This is a genomic window from Burkholderia anthina, assembly GCF_902498995.1.
In the GTDB taxonomy this organism is placed as follows: domain Bacteria; phylum Pseudomonadota; class Gammaproteobacteria; order Burkholderiales; family Burkholderiaceae; genus Burkholderia; species Burkholderia anthina.
This window is the reverse complement of sequence record NZ_CABVLY010000011.1, coordinates 184,986-205,080: the sequence shown is the minus strand read 5'-3', so window position 1 is coordinate 205,080 and position 20,095 is coordinate 184,986. Positions and strand designations below refer to the sequence as shown.

Below are 20,095 nucleotides of genomic sequence, written 5' to 3'. Positions count from 1 at the left end.
CTGATCCGAGGATCAGTTCGCGTCCATCAAGCGCCCACACTTATCGGCTGTTAATTTTTAAAGAGCGTGACTGCGAGGAAGCTTTCTTTCTCGGCAGCGCTGCGTTTTCAGCAGCAGAGAAACGAGATTATGAACCGCTTTTTTCAGATCGTCAACAACATTTTTAACTGCTTCGTCGCGACGGCTGGGGTTCAACTCCGTGTGCGCCAAGGCTCGACCGCAACCTCAACAACACCGCTTCCCTTCCTTCCTCTCCCGCGCTGCGTTTCCGTTAGCGCGAAAGAGGCGTGATTCTAAGCACCCACCCTCATCTCCGCAAGCCCCTTTGTGAAAATATTTTGAAAAAGCCTCCGTGCGCTGCCGCGCACGGAGGCTTTGGATATGACGGACCGCAGTCGCAACAGAAACGCCTTATATGAATCGACGGCAAGCCTTTCTTTCATCCTATATAAAGGCGGCACGCTGCATCGCGTGTTCGACCGTATTCCGCATCCTCGTCTCGCGGGCCACCTGGTTACTGAACGCATAGAGGGTTTCGCGCCGTCGAGTATCATGCCGCGATCGAACAACGCACTCATACCGACGATGGACAGCACCACTCAATCCGGCGACACCGATCTCCGCGACGAATATGCCGCGCTGCGCGAGCGCGCCGTCATGCTGGAAGAACAAGTTCCGCCGCTTCTGCAACGCATCTCGGATGTCCTCCCGCGCATCAGCGGCGAATCCGAACTGGCGGACGAGCATCGCGAACGGCTCGTCGGCGCGCGCAATGCGGCGATGGTCTCGATCGAAAACTATCAGCAGGCGATTCCGTTCCTTCAGACCGCCGACTCGATCATCGAACAGCTGGACAAGACGCCCGAGCGCGACGAGGACATCGAATGGCGCGAATCGCTGCTGCAACGGCTCGATGAACTGATCGACGTCGCGGTCGTGATGATCGACGATGCGCAGGGTTATTTCGAGCAGGCGGCCGCTTGCGATCTGTCCAGCGTGCCGAAGTCCATTCTCGAAGACTGAGCGTCACCCGAGCGCGGCGTATCGACTGCCCATGTCGCGTACGCCGCCTGCGTCGCGCGTGCACCGCGCAGCGCAGCTGCAGCGCCGACAGTCGGCCGCATCTCCCGCAAAAGCTCACCTCGCCTTAGCCGGCATTCGCCGGCCGCACACCATGGTCAAAGCGCGTCGAGAACGATCGTCTCGCTGACGACCGGCACACGGATATATCCGCCCTGCGCATCGCCATATGCATGCGCGTTTCCGTCGATCACGCATTGCGCGGTCAACGCACAAAGCGTGGCGTCCCGCGCATCGACCGATCGCAGCGTCGAGACGTCGATCCCCAGCCGTTCCAGCAATTGCCGGCGCTGGATACGTTTCTGCTTCGCGGAAGCAATCGCCTTGCCGAGCATCGCGCAGGTAATCGCGTACGGATAAGTCTCGAAGCTCACGCGGCCGCCGCCATACCGCGCATCGGTCAGCAGCGGATACGCATCCGCCAGCGCGCGGTAAACGCGCTCCCCCATGAACATCCAGTCGAAGAAGCCCGACGTGCTGGCAATGGCCTGCTCGCGCGACGGCGTCGGGAAACACGAGATCCGTTCGCGCGCGAGCGCCTGCTCGGCCGCCCGACGTCCGCTTCCGGTCCACCACAGGCTCGGCGCATCGACGCCGACGGCCACGACATCATGCTCGACGCACAGCACAGGCAGCGCCTCGGGCGCAATCTTCGCCTCCCGACACACGATCGTCGCACCACGCAGGATCACGAGATCGCATTGTTTCCTGTCGCCGCCCACGTCGACGCCCGCCACCGCGGGCAGCGGCCGGGCGGTGGATCGAGACCGGATCGCCGACATGGCCGCGCTCAGTGCGTCGGCCGTGCGTCGTACGCGACGTCGAAGATCCCCTCCAGGCCGGGATGCACGCCGCGCATCCGGTCGACGACGGATTTCGCCCAGTCGAAGTACGCCTGCTTGCGCTCGAGCGGCCAGTCCGCGGGCGGATGCCGCGCGATGTCGCGCAGATTGCAGATCTTGTCGGCCAGCTTCACGAGCTTCGCGCGCCGGCTGATGGTCGCCGCATGCTCGACCTGCAGGCGCTTGCGCTCGTCCTTCGGCAACGACTTGTCGTCGGTGACCTCCATCACGATGTCGGCGACGTCCTTGCCGAACAGCCGCAGCAGCTCCTGTTCGGTGGTCTCCGTATCCTCGATCGTGTCGTGCAGCACGGCCGCGACGATCACGCGCTCGTCCTCGATGCCGGCTTCGTTTGCCAGCACGTCGGCAAGCGCAATCGGATGATTGATGTACGGCGACGCCTCGTCGTCCTTGCGCCGCTGATTGCGATGCTTGTCGGCCGCGAACGCAATGGCGGCTACCAGCTTGTTCATATTGACCCCCCGTATGGCCGGACCCGCGACCGTCAGAACCGGTCGCGTGCGTTTCGGAACCGCACATACTACCTGTACGCGATGACCTTTCCCGAGTATCGGAACATCGGGCCGCCCGGCGTCATGCGCCGGCCGCCTCGCGCTGCAGCGCGACCACGTTGACCTGTGCGCCGAACACGTCCCGCACGAGCGGCAGCAAATGGTCGTGGTGCGTCAGGAACAGCACCTGGGTTCGCGTCGACAGATCGCGCAGCGCCTCGAGCCCGGCCTTCGCGCGCGCATCGTCGAAGTTGATGAACAGATCGTCGGCGACGAACGGCAGCCCGGTCCTGCTGGCGAGCTGTAGTTCCAGCGCCGCGATTCGCAGCGCGAGAAACAACTGATCGCGCGTGCCTTCGCTCAGGCCGACGACCTCGACCGACGTGCCCTTCGTGCGCCGCGCATACAGCGCGGGCGGCGTTCGTTCGGTGTCGACGGTCAGCCGCGCGAATTCGCCCAACGTGAGCCCCGCGAAGATCTCGCTCGCGCGCCGAAGCATCGGCCCCTGCTTCTGATCGCGATAGCGATCGGTCGCCCACTTCAGCAAACGGCTCGCGGTGGCCGCCTCCAGATACTGTTCGGCCGCGTCGCCCATCGCGGCCAGCGCTTCCTGCCGCTTCGCCTCGGCCACGGCCGCGCTCGCGTGACCGTCGATGGCGCCGAACGCCTGTTGCGCCACGACCTGTCGCTGTGCGAGCGCGTTCAACCGCTTGCCGACGTCGCCGAGCGCCTGCTTGGCCGCTTCGAGATGCACGGGCACGTCGGCGATCTCCTGCTCCGCGACCTCTGCCTCGATGGCCTGCTGGGACAGCCCGTCGCCGTCGCGCACCAGCGCTTCCTTTGCGGCATCGACGGCCTGTCGGAACTGGCGCTGCCGATCCGATCGCTCGGCAAGCGGCAACGCCGCATCGATCGACGCGACGCCGGCCAGTTGCAGCAGCGGCTGGATGCGGGCATCCGCGCCCGCCACCGCGGCAGACGCATCGGCGAGCTTGCCGTCCGCCTGGCGCACCGCCTCGTCGGCACGACCGATCGCGCGCGCGGTTTCGCGCGCCGCCGCCACACGCATCGTCAGCTTGCGTGCAACGTCCAGCCAGTCGCCGCTCTTGAGCCACCCGGGTTCGAGCGCTTCGGCCAGTCGCCGTGCACCGGCCTCGAGCGCGGCCAGCTCCGCACGAATCGCGGCAATCCGGTTGCGCGGCGCATCGGCGTCGGCCAGTTCGGCCGTCACCGTGTTCGCGAGCGCGAGCGCACCTTCGGCAGCAGCCTGCGTCCCTGCGTTCGCGGACAGTTTCGCGGCGGCAAGCGCGTCGCGCCACTGCGTGCCCCACGCATCGTAGGCAGCCTGAGCCTGGCCGGCGCGCAAACGCGCCGTCGCGCATCCGCGTTCGGCTTCGCGCGCGCGATCCTCGAGGCTGTCCTTCTGCGCGAGCGTCTTCTCGGCCGACTGCACGAAGGTCTCGGCAATGGCGATGAGCGCCGCCAGCCCGTCCGCGTCACTGCCGCGCGACACCAGACGCAGCGCCGAACGCAACGCGGATTCCGCATCGATCCGTGCATCGCGAATCGTCGCGAATTCGCGGCGCTGGCGGTCGAGTTCGGCCTGCGCGGCGAATACCGCGTCGCGCTTCGCGAGCCAGTCGCCCATCGCCGCCAGCGGCATGCCCGGGACGCCGGCCGTCGCCGCCAAGTCGGACCACGCGTCGCGATGCGCGGCCCATTCGCGTTCGCGCTCGTCCACCGCGGCCTGCCGGCGTGTCAATACGGCACGTGCGGACTCGACCTGCTGACGCAGCGATTGCAGCGTCGCCGCCGCTTGCGTGGCGCCGAGCTGCGCATCGACGAGTTCGTCGGCCAGGCGAATCGCATCGTCGACGGCCGGTGCGCCCGTGACGAGATCGACCGCACCGCTGCGAATGTCGCCCCACGCGCCATCACGACGCGCACGCGCCGCCAGCACCTCGGCAGTCGTGACGACCTTGTGGGTCTCCGCGAAATGCTTCTCCTGCAGTTCGAGCCGTTCGTATTCTTCATGCGCACTGTCCCGTGCGTCGCGCGCAGCGGCCGCCGCGCTCGCGCGCTCGCCTGCTTCGTTGAGCAGTGCACCGAGCCGCGCCACCGACGGCACGTCGAGCACGCGCAGCGTGTCGACCGGCTGGCGCCACTGGCCGAGCGCATCGAGCGTGTCGGCAAGCGTACGTTCGGCGGCGGCGATGTCGCGTTCGAGTGCCTGTTCGCGCTGGCCGCTCGCGCGAAAACCCTGCGCCTCGGCAAGCGACGCACGAAGCGCCTCCGGCACCTCGACGGTCGACAGGCGCGCCAACTGCTCGTGGACCTGTGCCAGTTCCTGCGTGCGCTCGTCGAGCGATTCGCGCGCACCGGCCAGCGCCTGATGCAGCGCGCCGTGGTCGCGCAACAGGTTTGCGACCGTCTTCAGCGACAGCGCGCTCGGCAATGCCGCGCGCAGCGACGCCTCGTCGGTCGGCCAGCCGAGCTGCGCGGCGGCGGCGCCCGCAGCGGACAGATGCCGCTCGACGTCCGCACCGAGCAGCAGCAGATCCTGCGCGTGATTCATGCACGCGCCACGCAAGCGGTCGAGCGCTTCGATGTCGCCCTCGAGCGCCAGCGCGTCGGCATCCGGATCGATCGCATCACGCGCCTGCCGTTTCGCGAGCAGATCGGCGCGCCGTTCCTCGCACACCTTCTGTTCGGCCGCGAGATCGCCTTGCGCTTTCAACAGGTCCGCATACGCGGTCGGCGGCAACTCGACGACCGCGCCCAACTCGGCCAACGCCGCTTCCTTGACCGTCAGTTCCTTCAGATACGGCGCCAGCCGCCGCACACGCTCGAGCTTCGAGCGCAGCGCTTCGAGGCGGCGCTGCTCCGCGCGCGCCTGCTCGATCTCGTGCTCGACCGCGTCGCGCGCCTCCTTGCGGTCGACCCAGTCGCGCGTACGCACCTGGACCGTCTTCAGTTCGCCGACGGCTTCGTTGAACGACGTCTCGGCCTGCGCGAACGCGCTGCCGCTGCGGCGCGGCGCCCACAGCTCGCCCGCACGTGCGTCGAGCTCCTCGCGCACGGGCCCGAGCGTGCCGACGCCTGCCGCCGACTCGAACAGCACCTGACCAAGCTTGTCGGATGCATCGAGAATGCTCCGGCCACCGTCGACGAGCCGCTCGTGGTCGAGCCCGAACATCTGCTCGAAGAACTCGCGTGTCGCGCCGTCGAGGATCGCGGCGAGATAGTCGTCCGGCAGCTTGTCGTCGGCGGGGGTGCGCAACGGGCTGCGCCCGCGGGCGCGATGAAACGCGAGTGCGCCGGCGCCGCCCTCCAGCACGCCGCCGATCCGCAGTTCGGGCGTCGCATGCAGGAAGTCGAGCGGCGTCTGCAGCTTCATCCCGAACAGCAGCTCCGACACGGCCGTCCGGATCGTCGACTTGCCGGCCTCGTTCGGCCCCACGATCACGTGGAAATCCTCGCTGGCCGACGGGAAGCGCAGCGTCTCGTCGGTGAACTTGCCGTACTTGATCAGATCGAGCTGACTGATGCGCATCGCTTACTCTCCTCTCGCCAGCCGCGCGAGCAACGCGGGACCGACCTGCTCGACGAGCGCCGTGAGCTCACCCGCACGCGCCATCGTCAGCAGCGGCACCTCTTCCTTCACGTCGCTGCGCACCTTGCCGACGAACGGCTTCAGGTCGCGCTCGAGCAGCGCAAGAAAGTCCGGATCGCGCGCCGCGTCGGCCAGGATCTGCTTCAGGTCCTCCAGCGCTTCGAGTTGCTCGCTCTCGCCCGGTTGCTGCTCGGGCGCGGACGTCGCGAGCCGGACCTTCTCCAGCCACAGCCGCTCGTTGCCGATGATCCCGATCTGGTTCAGCACCTCCGCGCGCAACTGCGGCGCACGACCGAAAAAGAGGCCGTGCGCAGGCGTGCGCCCCGTGACCGTCACGCGCACCGCGCGCGGCACGTGGCCATCGACCTCCAGCAGCGCCTCCAGCGACTGGCCGATCTTTCTCGACAAATCGGCGACAGTGAAGCAGTCGGATGCGTCGACGGATACGGCTTCCCAGCGCAGCACGTCGAGGTACAGGCGTTCGACGTGCGTGCGGCCCTGCTCGAGCGTCACGAGCACCGCGCCGCGGCGGCCCGTCTCGCGGATATGGCGCCCCTGCAGATTGCCGGGAAATACGACGGTCGACGGCCCCGTCCATTGCTGGAATTCGTGCACGTGGCCGAGCGCCCAGTAGTCGTAACCTTTCGCGTGCAGTTCCGCCAGCGTGCACGGTGCGTAGTTCGCGTGCGCCGCATAGCCTTCGAGCGCCGTGTGCAGCACGCCGATGTTGTAGTAGCCCGGCACGGGATCCGGATAGCCGATCGCGAGATTGTCGACGACAGCCTTGTCCTTGAAGCTCTGTCCGTGCAGCGCGATGTCGAACTCCGGCAACCGGTGCGTTTCCGGCTTCCGGTGGCCGAACACGGTGACGTTGTCGGGCAGCGTCAGCTTCTTCGTCATCTCGCTTTCGGCGTCGTGATTGCCGCCGAGCACGAATGCGCGAATGCCGGCCTTGCGCAGGCGGCCCATCTGCTGGCCGAAGAAAATGCCGGTGTTGTGATCCTTCCAGTCGCCGTCGTACAGGTCGCCGGCGATCACGAGGAACGCAACCTCCTCTTCGATCGCACGATCCACGAGTTGCCGCAGTGCCTCGCGCGACGCGTTGCGCAACTGCGCGGCCGGCGCGTCGGGATATGCGCTCAAGCCGTGCAACGGGCTGTCAAGGTGAATGTCTGCCGCGTGGATGAACTTCACGAAGATTCCTCTGTGTCATGACGATGAGGCGATGTCGATCAGACATGCTTGCCTGCCTCGACCGGCGGCGCCCGCGGGCGGCCCGGCAACCGGAAGCCCCGCTATTTAAGCATGGCGGGCGAGCAATGGGCAGAGCGTGCCGGGCCGCCCGTTTCGGTCCGCGGCAGACGCATCCGGTCGCGATATGCAGCGCGCCAATGAAAAAGCCCGGCCCGCATCGAAGCGGGCCGGGCCTTGGCTCGGAGCGGATCGCTTACAGCGCGCCGCCTTGTGCCGACGCCGAACCCTTCACGCCGACCGATGCGCCGCCCTGCACCGAGTTCGTCGCGCCCTCGAGCGCTTCACCGGCCTTCGCCTTGGCGCCGCCGGCGACATCGCCCGCCGTCGACATCGCGCCTTGCGCGTGGCGCTTCGCCGAAGCCGCGGCGTGCTTCACGTGCGACTTCGTTGCGTGCGCAGCCGATGCTGCCGCATCCTTCGCCGAGCCAGCGGCCGAACCGACCGCGTGCGTCGCGCCGCCAACCGTATTGCCGACGCCGTGCAGCGTGCCACCGACGAGGCTGCCTGCGCCCGAACCCGAGCCCGCCGCATTCGCGCCTGCGCCGCCCTGCACGCCCACGCCGCCGCCAAGCAGCGGCGTCTGGACCTGCGCACCGACGCCGGCGGAACCTTCCGCGCCCGTCTGCGCCGTTTGTGCGAAAGCGGCCGATGCGATTGCCGTCAGCGCGGCACCAAGCAGGATCGTGCGAATCTTGTTCATGGTCATTCTCCCCAAAGACGTTGTTGCTGCGGGCCGCCTTCGTGCGGCTTGTCGCATGCCTTGCCGCGACGTGCGGCAGGTGGAGCTAATGTAGCGGCGCCAACGTCCGAAACCACCCAATTGCGGGGACTGTTACTTCAGTTGCAAATGCTGACGATTGACTCACACTGTTTGACAAACATGCCGTGCAGCCATGGATTGTGAATCATCCGATGGTACGCATCGGCGCGGCAGGCACGAGGCATCGGTCAGCACGGGAAGCGGCCATTTTGATATGCATTCCAAAGCAAGTGAATCGGCCAGCCGTCGACACGACCCGACAGCCGGCTTCTCGCGATCAATTCGATGTCGTCGGCAACGCATGCCGCAATGTCGGCGTTCCCCGATGCCCTGAACGCAAGCCTGAACGCCTTTTCCCTCAGTACGTCCACTGCCGGCTTGTCGAGCGCGGCGCCCGGATCGCCGTCGACCTCGTCGAACGCTGCCATCCATGGCGTATCGAAAGGCTCGGCATCGCGACTGTCCAGCACGCGATCGCAATCGACGTCGCCGAGGAAATCGAAGAAGCCCGGGGCCGACAGGATTGCGTCCATTTCAAGCAGATGCGGGTTCGTCACGGCAATCCCTTGCCACGATACGTGGCGATTCCATTCATCGATCGGCCCTGCCGCGACGCACCGCATCGGCTTTCGGATCGGCGACGCGCGGCTCCGGCGCTGCCGTTGCCGGCAGGCCAGGGCCGCGCGCCGTCCCGGGATACCGTCTGTTTACGGTCTGAACGTGTCGCCCAGCACGACGCCTTCGCGACGCGGATCGGTGCCGCCCTGCAACACGCTCGCCTGCCCGAGCGTCACGCGCATCACCGTGTTGACGCCGCTCGCCTGTGCGGACGTCGACACCTTGTGGCCGAGCGCGACGAGCCCCGTGATCAGCGGATCGTTCGCGCCATTGTTCGATGCGTCGACGTTCGGATGTTCGCCGCCGATGGTCGTCGTCGGGCTGTTGCTCGCGCCGAAATCGACGAGCCCCGCGGATTGCTGCGCATCGAGCCCCCAGTCGAGCGCGCCGACGAGCGTCTTGACCACGTACTGCGGAATCGTACCGCCGCCCGGCGAACCGGTGGCCATCACGAAGGCACCACGCGAACCATCGGCGGCCTTGCCGAACACGATCGTCGGCGCCATCGAGCTGCGCGGCCGCTTGCCGGGTTGCAGGCGGTTCGCCACCGGATTGCCGGCGCTGTCGACCGGGTTCGCCGAGAAATCGGTCAGCTGGTTGTTCAGCAGGAAGCCGTTGGTCATGTGAAACGAGCCCATGCTCGACTCGACGGTCGTCGTCGCACTCAACACGCTGCCGTCGCCATCGACGATCGTGAACTGGTTGGTGCCGTGCTCGATCAGCGTCGTGTCGACACCGAGCGGCACCGAGCCGAGATCGCCCGGTTGCGCGGTTCCCATGCTCTTGCTCGTGTCGATCAGCGCCGCACGCGACTTCAGGTACGGCTTGTTCAGCAACGTGTCCCACGTGCCGCCCGGCAGCGGCACGAAATCCGTATCGGCCACGTACTTGTCGCGGTCGGCATACGCGAGACGCTCGGCTTCGGTCACGAGATGCACGCCGGCGACGGTCGGCTTGCCGCCTTCCAGATCGATCGCCATCGGCTTCATCGGCTTCAGGTCGAAGTTCTCGAGAATGCCGAGCGCCGATGCAACCGCAATACCGCCTGAAGACGGCGGCGGCATCCCGCATACCCAGTAGCTGCGATAGGTCGTGCACACGGATTCGCGGCGCTTCGCCTGGTATGCGGCCAGATCCGCGACGGTCGTCTTGCCCGGCGTGATCGTCGAACCGTCCGCGCCCTTCGCCGTCGCGATCTTCGCAACGATGTCCTGCGCGATCTGCCCTGTGTACAGCGCATTCGCACCGGACTGCGCCATCAGCGTCAGCGTGCGTGCGTAAGCCGGGTTCTTCAGTACCGTGCCGAGCGTTTTCGGCGAACCGTCCGCGTTCAGGAAATACGCGGCGGCCTCGGGATCGCGTTTCAGGTTCGCGGCGTTCGATGCGATCGCGTCGGCCAGCCGGCCGCCGGTCGGAAAGCCGTTGGTCGCGAGCGTGATCGCGTCGCCGAACAGGCCCTGCCACGGGAGCTTGCCGTGATCCTGCTGCAATGCCTCGATGAGCCTCGGCACGCCGATCGTGCCGATCGAACGGCCGCTTGCACGCGCGTTCGGCTGCGGCGCCGACTGGTCGCTCTGGTCGTCGACGTAGCGCAGGTAGTTCTCCGTTGCAGCGGCCGGTGCGGTTTCCCGTCCGTCGTACGCCTGCAGCGTCTTGCCGCGCGCATCGTAGTAGAGCAGCACGCCGCCCGACCCGAGGCCCGTCGCCTCCGGCACCGTCAGACCCAGCACGGCCTGCACGGCGACCGCCGCATCGGCGGCCGTGCCACCCCGCTTCAGCACCGCGCAACCGGCCGCGCTCGCATACGCGTTCGAGGTCGCGACGAGGTAGGTTTTTGCATAGACGGGTTTCATGCCGGTGCGGTAGCCCGACGCGGCCTCGGGCAGCGACGGATCGCCCGGCTGGTTCGAGCCGACGACGACCGTCGAACCGCTGTTGTCGAGCGCGAGGCAGCTCGCGTCGGATCCGGGCGCCGGCGTCGCGCCTGCGTCGTTTTCGATGTCGTTACCGCCGCATGCCGTCATCATGGCGGCTGCAACCAGTGCGGACGCATACGGGAAGATCGCTGTTCTGTTCATTGTCTGTCGATGTTCTTGTAGGTCGTTGCGATGTTCGTCACGCTGCCTGCGACCCCCTCGGTGCGCGGGCAGTGCAGTCGATAGTCCCACGAACGGATTTTTTTGCGCAATAAGGAAATGATGCGATGTGACCGGCGGTTGTGTGTGTGTAACGTCACCGAACCTGCACGCGGAATCGCGCGACACGCATGAGCTGCGTCGTGCTGCGCCGCGAAACGGCCTCACTTGACGACGCCCGCGCTTGCGCCGACAATCGCCGCACCCTCCTGGCGCGGGCACTCGATCCAGCCGGCACGGGCGTCTCCTCGACGCTGCGCCGGCTTCAGGTTTTCCAGTCCCGATCTCCGCGCCGCCGTGCCCACGCACGCACATCCACCGGCGCGGCCGGAAACGCTGTCTCGAGTATCGTCCCCAACGTCGGTTCAGCACCGCGCGCTCACACGTGCACGCGCATATTCACTTCGGAGTCCGTTATGATCGTTCGCCTTTCCAAGGCCGCCATGGTGCTCGCCATGGCTTTCTTCGCCTCGCTCGTCGCGTTCGGCAACATGACCGATTACGCGACGAATTTCGCGTTCGTGCACCACGTCTTTCTGATGGACACGACCTTTCCCGGCAACGGCATCATGTATCGCGCCATCGATACGCCGTGGGTTCATCACGCCGGCTATGTCGCGATCATCTCGATGGAAACGCTGACGGCCATCCTGTGCTGGATCGGCGGTATCCGGCTGCTTCGCGCGCGACGCGCGAACGACGCGGCATTTCGCGCCGCCAAATCGTGCGCGATCGCCGAGCTGACGCTCGGCTTCCTCACCTGGCAGGTCGGATTCATGTCGATCGGCGGCGAATGGTTCGGCATGTGGATGTCGAAGCAATGGAACGGCGTGCCGGACGCGTTTCGCTTCTTCATCACGCTGCTGCTCGTGCTCGTCTATCTGACGATGCACAACGACGGGGTCGACGGGCCTGACGCGGCCCGCACCGCGCGTTGAACCATCGATTTCATCGCGCCGGCAGACGCATCGAACGTCGCGACGATTGCCGGCACCACCGTGTTCCGGATATAAATCGCGAATGGACACGAATCGCTGGACTCACGATCCCGTCGGCGCGTTCCGCGCGTGGCAGGAAACGGCCGCGACCGGTGCCGGCCGCCGGCCATTCGCGCCGCGCTCGATCGTGCAGCACGTGGCGATGTTCGACCGGTTCCTGCGTCATCTGATCGCGCACCACGTATCGCCGGCCACCTTCGGCCCCGAGCACGTCGCGGCATTTCTGGCGGAACTCGAACGCACCTGTGCGCCCGGCACGTCGACACGCGTTCGCTACGCGAAGCTGATCGACCGGCTAAGCCGGCATCTGGTCGAAGCCGGCGTGCGGACGCACCACCCTGCCGGCCGGGCGACGCGCGATCTCGCGTGGCCGGATGGCGAACCCGAACCGTGCTGCCTGCCGTCCGATGCCGATGCCGCGCTGCAGCGCCATGTGCAGCCGCAACCGGCGGACTCGCCGGCCGCGTGCCGGAATCGCGCGATCGTCGCGCTGCTGCTCTCGAGCGGGATCACGTCGGCCGAGATGCGTGCGGTGACGTACGGCGCGCTCGATCTCGATGCGCGGCCGCCATCGCTCACCGTGCCGCGCCATCGCGCCCGGCCCGAGCGGACGCTCGCACTCGCCCCGTTCGCGCGGGCGCCGCTCGCCGCATGGCGATCGATGTCGTCCGATGCGCCCGCATCGGGACGACTGTTTCCCGCCCCGCGCGGCGGCGCAATGAACGACATGTTTCTGCTGCTCGTCGTGCGCGATGCGCTGACTGCAATCGGCTTTCATGCGGCGGACATGAGCCCGCGCGTGCTGCGCAATACGTATGCGCGCCGGCAGTTGCTCGATGGTCATCCGCATGCCGCCGTCACCGCGATGCTCGGCCTGGCCAGCTCGCGAACGGTCACGCGGATCCGTCAGACGCTGGCACCCGATGCGGCTGCGGACCGCGCCGCACGCGAACGCTGATCGCGCTGGCGCACACGGCGACGCGCAGCGGCGCCTATTCGCCCGTGTTCGACTGGACGAGCCGCAGGATCCGGCTGTCGTACGGCGACTGCATGACTTCGGCGATGCGGATTGCGGATGCGTCCGGGTGCAGCGGATTGAGCAGGAAATTGTGCGCATGCGGCACGACGACGCTCGGTACGCGCAGCAGTGCGCTCGGCTGCGTGTGCAGCCATTCGGTGCCGGCGCTGCGGGTCCAGTCGATGTCGGTTCGCCAGTCGGCCGGCGCATCGCCTTCCACGATCTCGGCGACGTCCACCGATTCGGGCGCCTCGACGCGAAGCAACTGGTAACCGCTCGGCAATTGCGCAACCGTGGTGATTTCAAAGTGCACGAGCGTCTCGAGCAACGCGAGCGCCGGATGCTCGGCGAGATAGACGACGGGCTGCCCGGCAAAATGCCAGCGCCCGCCGGCACGCAATCCGCCGATGCCTTTGAGGTCCGCGTAATTGCTGATCCGCCACAACGTCGTCAAGCGAAGTACCCCTCGTCGACCTGCGTGAGAACCTCTTCGACGAGCCGCGCGCCATGCTCGGTACTCGACATGTCCAGCGACGTGCGGCCGCCGAAGCGCTGGAGCCCGTTGCGCAGCCACGCCATTGCCTTGTCCTGGTCGCCGAACGTGGCCGTCGCCTGCGCGACGATGCGCGCAAGACGGATCGCCTTGTCGGACTCCTCCGGCGACAGGCGCTCGTGCGACTGACGACGATGGCTCAGCGTGCGCCGCGGGATGATAAACGCGAGTTCGTCCGACTTCAGGCCATGCTCCGACAGCCGGTCGATCACCGCGACGTCGACCCGAGCGCTCGCCAGCTCGGCAAGATCGGCGCCCGAGCGGACGCGAATCGCGAGCAACTGCTCGAGTATCGTGAATTCGGCCTGACGCGGATGCGCGACGCCCGAAGGATGGAACGCAATGGTGCTCATGACCTCTCTCCGGCAATTTGCCCATTCATTATAGGCGTTTTGCCGGAAAGACGAGGATTTGTCCGGTGCCGGGCGACGACAGCCTCTGCGGACCGTCACCTGCCGGTGCTGGCAGGTCGTTCCCCGCCATGTTTCGCCGGGGTTGCGCGAATCGAAGATTCGCCCAGGAAGGCGGTTTCCGATATTCAGTATATAAAGTCGATGCCAACGTTACACCGTTGTCACGTAACAACTTTTCTTACGGATAAACGCTTCCCTCAGTCCCCCGGGCCCACCATCGTCAGCCCGGCCACGCCGACGATCGAATCACGCTGCAGAAGTTGCCCGCGTGGAAATGCGGGTCCTTGTCGGCCAGTACGTCAGCCTTCACATTGCCGAACGTCGTATCGGGTTTGTGACGGATGCCGTCGTAGAACGCCTGAATGATGTCTTCCTTGAAATGCGGCGTACGCGGATGCGCACGGACGACCGCGTCGCGCTCGACTTCGCCGTACTCCGGATAGGTCAGCCCGAGCACGTCCATCTCCACCCCGGCGGTCACGAGCGCGACGACCGGATGCATGTGCTGCGGAATACCCGGCGTGGTGTGCAGTGCGATCGACGTCCACACAACATCGATGTCCTGCTGCGAAATGCCCCTGCTCGCCAGGAACTCGCGCGCGGCGTTGGCGCCGTCCACTTCGAATCGCTCGCACGCGCTGCTGTGTTGATGCGTGAGCCCCATGTCGTGAAACATGCAGCCGCAATAGAGCAGTTCCGGATCGAACTCGAGCCCGCGGCGCCGGCCCGCCAGTGCGCCGAAGTAATAGACACGGCTGGAGTGATGAAACAGCAATTCGGACTCGGTATCCCGGACGAGCTCGGTGATCTCGCGAACCAGCTGGCTATCGGGAATGGCGATGCCGGCAACGTTCATAGTCATGATCGACCTCCATTGAAGACAGCATCGATTCTCCGGAGTCCGACATGTGGCATCAATCGATGTAATACGCCAAATCCTGCCATTTCACTCGCACGACGGCCATGACTGCCGAAACCGTGAAAAACGCACGCTCAAAGCGCGCAGGCAGCAGCACATCGCGGAGTGCCGCGCGTCTATACTGCTACGCGTCACGTTCGACACATGGATACAACCCGCAACCGATCATGCCGAAGGTCGTTGGTATTCTCGCGGTACCGGGCGTACAACTGCTCGACGTCGCCGCTCCACTCGACGTATTCGCACAGGCAAACGCCGAATGCGGCAAGCCGTTCTATACGACACGGATCATCGCGACCACGTCAGGTCCGATCCGCAGTTCATCGGGCGCGCAATTGCTGGCCGACTGGATCGCGCCGGACATCCCCGATCGGATCGACACGCTGCTCGTCGCTGGTGCGCCCGGCGCGCCCCGCATCGCACTGCGGACCGACGTTCTCGCATGGCTCAGATCGGCCGCCGTGCAAAGCAAACGCTACGGGTCGATCTGCACGGGCGCATTCATCCTCGCCGCGACCGGGCTACTGAAAGGACGACGCCTGACGACGCGCTGGGCCGCCGCCGACGCGCTCGCCGAAGCCTATCCGTCGCTCGCTGTCGAAGCAGACGCGCTGTACGTACGGGATGGCAAGCTGCGTACCGGTGCCGGCGTTACGGCCGGCCTCGATCTCGCGCTCGCGCTGGTCGAGGAGGACCTCGGCCGGGAAATCGCGCGGCGCGTCGCCGCGCAACTGGTCATGTTCTTCAAGCGCCCGGGCGGGCAACTCCAGTTCAGCCGTAGCGGCGAGGCGCGCCCGGCCGGGCGCTCGGTCCTGCAGGAAGTCCAGCGCTGGATCGCCGGTCATCCGGAATTCGAACACTCGGTGGCCGAGCTCGCGAAGCATGCGGGGATGAGCCCGCGTCACTTCGCGCGGCTCTTTCGCGCGGAGGTCGGGATGACGCCCGCCGCCTGGGTCGAAACGACTCGCATCTCGGCGGCTCGCCAGTTGCTCGAAAACGGACATGACACGCCGAAGCAGATCGCCGCGAAATGCGGTTTCGCGAATGTCGATACGCTCCGAAGAGCGTTCGTCCGGCATGTCGGGATCACGCCGGCCGAATACCGGAAACGACAGGCGGTCGTTGAAGCGTGATCCGGCACGGGGCGGCGAAGCGGTATGAACGTTCTGCTTCATGCGTGAATCATGCGTGAAAATAGAGGCAGCCCTCTGTGGCAACGCCATTGTGCCGGAGCATTTCCGCGTCCGCCTGCAATGCTTCGGTGTCCGATTCAATATATCGTCATGTCGACCGTACTCTGCATGTGGCCGCGATACGTCCCCGCCGCGAATCGCAGCGACAGATGACCATCGCGCAATCCGGGTACGTCACCACCGGCCAGAAGGAGCGAATTACGTCCCGCCTCGGCAATCCCGCATGCAGACATGCGATCTCGCAAGACCTCGATTGCCCTTCACCCCCTTCAATCGTCAGACGAAATCCCGCACGCCATTCCAATCGTTTACTCAGTTGCAATAATCATTCGCTGGAACGCCTATTTCCGACCGGTAACGCGATCGCTACGATGCAATCAACCGCTGAACGCAACAAGCGAAGCGCGAAATCTACTAAACCGGAGGTCATCATGAAGTCGTTCATCTACGCAGTCGCCGCCGCCACCGCCCTCACCGCATCGTTTGGCGCGTTCGCACAATCGAATCCGTCGGGCGAACTCACGCGAGCCCAGGTTCGCGCGGAACTGGTTCAGCTCGAACAGGCCGGCTACAAGCCGGAAGTTTCCGACGCTCACTACCCGAATGCGCTGCACACCGCACAAGCGCGCGTGACGAACAACGACGCAACCGGTTACGGCGCGCAGGCTGCGGCCAGCGCGCGCGCCGGGCGCGTGATCGCAGTCAAGCAGAACGCGCGCGACTCGGTCTATTTCGGTCAGTAAGGCCCGCGCACGCGGCGCGTCCCCCCTGGCGCATGCCCCGTTACGCCCGCTGTCGACGAAACACCCCGCTCCCGTTCATCGGGGCGGGGTGTTTCACTTTGGGTGCATGAAACCACCCTTCCACGACGGTCGATCGACGCGATAGCGCGGAACGGACGCCGCGTCACACCGTTCACGCAGACTGCCGGCGTTTGCGCATAGAATGGCCGCGTGGTCGACGCCGGCCAAAGCGAACGCGAGCGACGCCTCGAATCACCGGGCATACCGCACTCGCTGGCCGACCCGATGCCGCACTCATCGCATTTTTCGAAAAGGAGCGGTTTCATGTCTCAAACATCCGGTTCCATGATCAAGTTTCGCCGCCCGGACGGCCAGGAACTGCAGGGCTACCTCGCTACGCCGGAAAAGACCGAAGGCGCGCCCGCGGTCGTCGTCATCCAGGAATGGTGGGGGTTGAACGACCAGATCCGCGGCGTCGCCGACCGGCTCGCGCGCTGCGGCTACTTCGCGCTCGTGCCCGACCTGTATCGCGGCAAGTCGACGGTCGAGGAGGAAGAAGCGCACCATCTGATGACCGGGCTCGATTTCGGCGACGCCGCGTCGCAGGACATCCCCGGCGCGGTGCAATACCTGAAGACGCGCGCGTCGCGCGTTGCCGTCACGGGCTTCTGCATGGGCGGCGCTCTGACGCTGCTGTCGCTGCAGTTCGCCGATGCGGACGCCGGCGTCACGTGGTACGGCTTCCCCCCGCTCGACTATCTCGATCCGTCGAAGATCAAGGTGCCGCTGATGGGTCACTGGGGCACGCAGGATGCGTTCTTCGCGATCGACCAGGTCGATGCGCTGGAGAAGAAGCTGACCGATGCCAAGGTCGACATCGAGTTCCATCGTTATCTCGCGCATCACGCGTTCGCGAACGAAACGGCCGTCGGGCCCGGCCGCATCGGCGGCACGCAGTTCGATCCGGTGTGGTCGCAGTTCGCATGGGATCGCACGCTCACGTTCTTCGGGCGCACGCTCTGGGACTCGCAGCGCTGATGCGGTGTTCTTCGCTGCACACGACTTCCGTGCAGTGGGGCGCATCAAGCAAAACGCCACGGATCGACGTCCGTGGCGTTGTCGTTTACCGGAAAGGATTCGTCACGCGAGCGTAGGCGGCGCTGCCTGGCTCACGTCGACCCGCTTCGGCAAAATTCCCGCCTGGTAGAACACGTCCGCGATGCGCTGCTGATACGCAAGCGTGTCGCGCGTCACGGGTTCGACGCCGAAGCGCGCGCGGCTGAATGCAAGCGCCACCGCCGGCTCAGGAATGCCCCATAGTTTCGAGAACTCGGCCGCGCCCTGCGCGCGATGCGCGTCGAGCCATCGCTGGGCCGCCGTCAACTCGGACACGGCCACGTCAAGCACGTCGGCATTGCGCTGCGCATACGTACGCGACGCGAAGTAGTAGCTGCGGTTCTCGACGAGCCCCGAGCCGTCCACGACGATGCGCGCACCCAACGTCTGCTGGACGACCGCGAGAAACGGATCCCAGATGATCCACGCGTCGACCGAGCGGCTTTCGAACGCGGCACGCGCGTCGGACGGCGACAGCCAGACCGGCGTGACATCCGCATAACGAAGCTTCGCCGCCTGCAGCAACCTGACCAGCAGGAAGTGCGTGTTCGATCCCTTCACGAGCGCGATGCGCTTGCCGCGCAGATCCGCGAAGGTCTTCACCGGCGAATCCTTGGCAACGACCACGGCCTCGGCCGCGGGGCCCGCCGGCGTCTGCGCGTAATAGACGAGCGGTGCGCCCGCCGCGAGCGCGAAGATCGGCGGCGCCTCGCCGACATCGCCGAAGTCGATCGACCCCGCGTTCAGCGCTTCGAGTTGGGGCGGCCCCGACGGGAATTCGGTCCACGTGACGTTGACGCCCAGCGTGGCGAGCTTGCCCTGCAGCGAGCCCCTCGCCTTCAACAGGCTCAGCGGCCCCTTCTGGTAGCCGATGCGCAACGTGCGCGTGCCGGCCGCATCGGCAAACGCGAAGCGCGGCTGGGCGGCAGCGCCCGCGGCGATCGCCAGGCCGGCCTGGATGAGCCGGCGGCGGGATCTGGAAAGTCGGTCTGCCATGGTGTCCTGTGTTCGATCGGAAGGAAGCGGAGGAACGCGTTGCGCGCTTGCGGTTCGCGACATCGATACCGGCGTGTCGAACCGCTCGCGCGAGCCGAATCGATTCTAGGGGGTCGACGCTTCGCACCGAACCAACGATGTCCGATATCGAAAGCAGGGGTTTTCATAAAGGCGCGCGGCTGACGACACGGCCGATCGGCGTGATCGCATCTTCCGTATTCATTACTTCGTTATGCGAACCATCTGGAGCGAGCGACAATCGGTTCATGCATCGACAACACGACGCGCCGCATCATCAGGCGCGGCATGCGTCGTTACCGTTCGCTCAGGACCTGCTGGGCGCGCACAACGCCGCCTCGTCGGCGGACAGCATTTCGGGCACGCATTCGCGCAGGAAATCGACGAAGGTGCGGATCTTCGCGTCGAGGTACTGGCGCGACGCATACAGCGTATAGACCGTCAGCTTCTGCAGCCGGTACTCGGGCAACACGCGCACGAGCGCGCCACTTGCCAGCGCCGGAACCGCGCTCGACATCGGCAGCGAGCCGATCCCGAGGCCGGCGCGCAGCGCACCGCCGAGCGCATCGGCGATGTTGACCTGAAAATCGGGCGGCGGCAGTTCGAACGTCTCGCGGCCGTTGGGGCCGTCGAGATGCCAGCGGTCGCGCGGAAACACGGGCGTGACGATCTGCAGGCAGGCATGCGCTTCGAGATCGCGCACGGTATGCGGCGTGCCGCGTTCCTTCAGATAGGCGGGCGACGCGCACAGTACGCTGTGCACATCGCCGAGCCGCTGCGATACCAGTCCCGAATCGGGCAACTCCGTCGAGCTCAGTTGCAGCGACACGTCGTAGCCTTCGTCGATGATGTCGGGCACGTGCTGCGACAGCGTGAGCTCGACCGCCACGGACGGATAGCGCTGCCGGTATCGCACGACCGCGGGCACCAGATATGCCTGGCCGAAGCTCGTCGTCGCGTGGACATGGAGCCGCCCCGACGGCTTCGCCTGCGCGTCGGCCGCCTCGGCTTCCGCTTCGTCGATATAGCCGAGGATGCGCTGGCACCGGTCGAGGTAGCGCTGTCCGGCATCGGTCAACGCGATGCGGCGCGTGCTTCGATTGAGCAGACGCGTGCGCAGATGCGTTTCGAGTTGGGCGACCGAACGCGATGCGTAAGCGGTGGTGATGTCCAGGCGCTGGGCCGCGCTCGTGAAGCTGCCCTCCTCCGCCACCCGGACGAAAATGCGCATCATCTGTAACGTGTCCATCGACATGTCCCCGGGATTGAAATCGCTTCGCAGCGGCACCCGCCCCGGCACGGGCCGGTCTGGCG

At 66.0% G+C, this 20,095-nt stretch carries 18 protein-coding genes; 6 read left to right on the top strand and 12 right to left on the bottom strand.

Translation table 11 applies throughout. From position 1 onward, the window contains the following. Positions 1-552: 552 nt before the first annotated feature. Entirely contained in the window at positions 553-1,023 is a 471-nt protein-coding gene (locus tag BME24068_RS16695; RefSeq protein WP_115531482.1) for an ATPase, read from the top strand. 155 nt (positions 1,024-1,178) lie between these two features. Here BME24068_RS16695 and BME24068_RS16690 read toward each other — a convergent pair whose 3' ends face one another. The 7 genes from BME24068_RS16690 to BME24068_RS16660 form a co-directional block, all read right to left on the bottom strand. Beyond that, a complete protein-coding gene (locus tag BME24068_RS16690; RefSeq protein WP_174926718.1) occupies positions 1,179-1,862 on the bottom strand; it encodes a DUF429 domain-containing protein in 684 nt (227 codons plus the stop codon). Positions 1,863-1,870: 8 nt separating this feature from the next. Continuing rightward, positions 1,871-2,395: an HD domain-containing protein gene (locus tag BME24068_RS16685; RefSeq protein ID WP_096507993.1), complete on the bottom strand. Its 525-nt coding sequence runs from the start codon at positions 2,393-2,395 to the stop codon at positions 1,871-1,873. 121 nt (positions 2,396-2,516) lie between these two features. Beyond that, on the bottom strand, positions 2,517-5,987 hold the full coding sequence (locus BME24068_RS16680) for an ATP-binding protein (RefSeq protein WP_174926717.1): 3,471 nt from the start codon (positions 5,985-5,987) through the stop codon (positions 2,517-2,519). 3 nt (positions 5,988-5,990) lie between these two features. Beyond that, the gene (locus tag BME24068_RS16675; protein WP_096507995.1) at positions 5,991-7,241 is read right to left on the bottom strand and encodes a metallophosphoesterase family protein; all 1,251 of its coding nucleotides are present in this window, start codon (positions 7,239-7,241) and stop codon (positions 5,991-5,993) included. A 253-nt stretch (positions 7,242-7,494) separates the two neighbouring features. Next, positions 7,495-8,001, bottom strand: a complete 507-nt coding sequence (locus tag BME24068_RS16670) for a hypothetical protein (protein ID WP_174926716.1) — start codon at positions 7,999-8,001, stop codon at positions 7,495-7,497. Positions 8,002-8,249: 248 nt separating this feature from the next. Then, positions 8,250-8,618 (bottom strand): hypothetical protein, encoded by a 369-nt coding sequence (locus BME24068_RS16665; RefSeq protein WP_175781688.1) that lies wholly within the window; start codon positions 8,616-8,618, stop codon positions 8,250-8,252. 150 nt (positions 8,619-8,768) lie between these two features. Continuing rightward, positions 8,769-10,757, bottom strand: coding sequence for a gamma-glutamyltransferase family protein (locus tag BME24068_RS16660; RefSeq protein ID WP_174926714.1), 1,989 nt, complete (start codon positions 10,755-10,757; stop codon positions 8,769-8,771). 473 nt (positions 10,758-11,230) lie between these two features. Between BME24068_RS16660 and BME24068_RS16655 the strand changes: the two genes are divergently transcribed. Next, positions 11,231-11,752: a DUF2165 family protein gene (locus BME24068_RS16655; protein ID WP_174926731.1), complete on the top strand. Its 522-nt coding sequence runs from the start codon at positions 11,231-11,233 to the stop codon at positions 11,750-11,752. Between the two features lie 82 nt (positions 11,753-11,834). Beyond that, complete coding sequence (locus tag BME24068_RS16650) at positions 11,835-12,770, top strand: tyrosine-type recombinase/integrase (RefSeq protein ID WP_174926713.1); 936 nt, start codon at positions 11,835-11,837, stop codon at positions 12,768-12,770. 34 nt (positions 12,771-12,804) lie between these two features. Here BME24068_RS16650 and BME24068_RS16645 read toward each other — a convergent pair whose 3' ends face one another. The 3 genes from BME24068_RS16645 to BME24068_RS16635 form a co-directional block, all read right to left on the bottom strand. Further along, positions 12,805-13,284 (bottom strand): RES family NAD+ phosphorylase, encoded by a 480-nt coding sequence (locus BME24068_RS16645; protein ID WP_174926712.1) that lies wholly within the window; start codon positions 13,282-13,284, stop codon positions 12,805-12,807. Further along, complete coding sequence (gene parS, locus BME24068_RS16640) at positions 13,281-13,736, bottom strand: type II RES/Xre toxin-antitoxin system antitoxin (protein ID WP_174926711.1); 456 nt, start codon at positions 13,734-13,736, stop codon at positions 13,281-13,283. The genes BME24068_RS16645 and parS overlap by 4 nt, the downstream gene beginning before the upstream one ends. Before the next feature lie 280 nt (positions 13,737-14,016). Then, a complete protein-coding gene (locus BME24068_RS16635; protein ID WP_174926710.1) occupies positions 14,017-14,658 on the bottom strand; it encodes an HD domain-containing protein in 642 nt (213 codons plus the stop codon). A gap of 224 nt (positions 14,659-14,882) precedes the next feature. Between BME24068_RS16635 and BME24068_RS16630 the strand changes: the two genes are divergently transcribed. The 3 genes from BME24068_RS16630 to BME24068_RS16620 all read left to right on the top strand — a co-directional run bounded on the left by BME24068_RS16630 (position 14,883) and on the right by BME24068_RS16620 (position 17,689). Continuing rightward, positions 14,883-15,848: a GlxA family transcriptional regulator gene (locus BME24068_RS16630; RefSeq protein ID WP_174926709.1), complete on the top strand. Its 966-nt coding sequence runs from the start codon at positions 14,883-14,885 to the stop codon at positions 15,846-15,848. A 491-nt stretch (positions 15,849-16,339) separates the two neighbouring features. Beyond that, positions 16,340-16,651, top strand: a complete 312-nt coding sequence (locus BME24068_RS16625; protein WP_096508004.1) for a DUF4148 domain-containing protein — start codon at positions 16,340-16,342, stop codon at positions 16,649-16,651. Positions 16,652-16,975: 324 nt separating this feature from the next. Next, complete coding sequence (locus BME24068_RS16620) at positions 16,976-17,689, top strand: dienelactone hydrolase family protein (protein ID WP_096508005.1); 714 nt, start codon at positions 16,976-16,978, stop codon at positions 17,687-17,689. A gap of 102 nt (positions 17,690-17,791) precedes the next feature. Here the strand turns inward: BME24068_RS16620 and BME24068_RS16615 are convergent, their stop codons facing one another. Next, on the bottom strand, positions 17,792-18,763 hold the full coding sequence (locus BME24068_RS16615) for an aliphatic sulfonate ABC transporter substrate-binding protein (protein WP_174926708.1): 972 nt from the start codon (positions 18,761-18,763) through the stop codon (positions 17,792-17,794). Positions 18,764-19,088: 325 nt separating this feature from the next. Further along, entirely contained in the window at positions 19,089-20,030 is a 942-nt protein-coding gene (locus tag BME24068_RS16610) for a LysR family transcriptional regulator (protein ID WP_096508065.1), read from the bottom strand. Positions 20,031-20,095: the final 65 nt, after the last annotated feature.

Coding starts and splice junctions, on each gene's coding strand:
- BME24068_RS16695 (WP_115531482.1), top strand. CDS start 553: ATGCCGCGATCGAACAACGCACTCATACCGACGATGGACAGCACCACT.
- BME24068_RS16690 (WP_174926718.1), bottom strand. CDS start 1,862: ATGTCGGCGATCCGGTCTCGATCCACCGCCCGGCCGCTGCCCGCGGTG.
- BME24068_RS16685 (WP_096507993.1), bottom strand. CDS start 2,395: ATGAACAAGCTGGTAGCCGCCATTGCGTTCGCGGCCGACAAGCATCGC.
- BME24068_RS16680 (WP_174926717.1), bottom strand. CDS start 5,987: ATGCGCATCAGTCAGCTCGATCTGATCAAGTACGGCAAGTTCACCGAC.
- BME24068_RS16670 (WP_174926716.1), bottom strand. CDS start 8,001: ATGAACAAGATTCGCACGATCCTGCTTGGTGCCGCGCTGACGGCAATC.
- BME24068_RS16660 (WP_174926714.1), bottom strand. CDS start 10,757: ATGAACAGAACAGCGATCTTCCCGTATGCGTCCGCACTGGTTGCAGCC.
- BME24068_RS16655 (WP_174926731.1), top strand. CDS start 11,231: ATGATCGTTCGCCTTTCCAAGGCCGCCATGGTGCTCGCCATGGCTTTC.
- BME24068_RS16650 (WP_174926713.1), top strand. CDS start 11,835: ATGGACACGAATCGCTGGACTCACGATCCCGTCGGCGCGTTCCGCGCG.
- parS (WP_174926711.1), bottom strand. CDS start 13,736: ATGAGCACCATTGCGTTCCATCCTTCGGGCGTCGCGCATCCGCGTCAG.
- BME24068_RS16635 (WP_174926710.1), bottom strand. CDS start 14,658: ATGACTATGAACGTTGCCGGCATCGCCATTCCCGATAGCCAGCTGGTT.
- BME24068_RS16630 (WP_174926709.1), top strand. CDS start 14,883: ATGCCGAAGGTCGTTGGTATTCTCGCGGTACCGGGCGTACAACTGCTC.
- BME24068_RS16625 (WP_096508004.1), top strand. CDS start 16,340: ATGAAGTCGTTCATCTACGCAGTCGCCGCCGCCACCGCCCTCACCGCA.
- BME24068_RS16620 (WP_096508005.1), top strand. CDS start 16,976: ATGTCTCAAACATCCGGTTCCATGATCAAGTTTCGCCGCCCGGACGGC.
- BME24068_RS16615 (WP_174926708.1), bottom strand. CDS start 18,763: ATGGCAGACCGACTTTCCAGATCCCGCCGCCGGCTCATCCAGGCCGGC.
- BME24068_RS16610 (WP_096508065.1), bottom strand. CDS start 20,030: ATGGACACGTTACAGATGATGCGCATTTTCGTCCGGGTGGCGGAGGAG.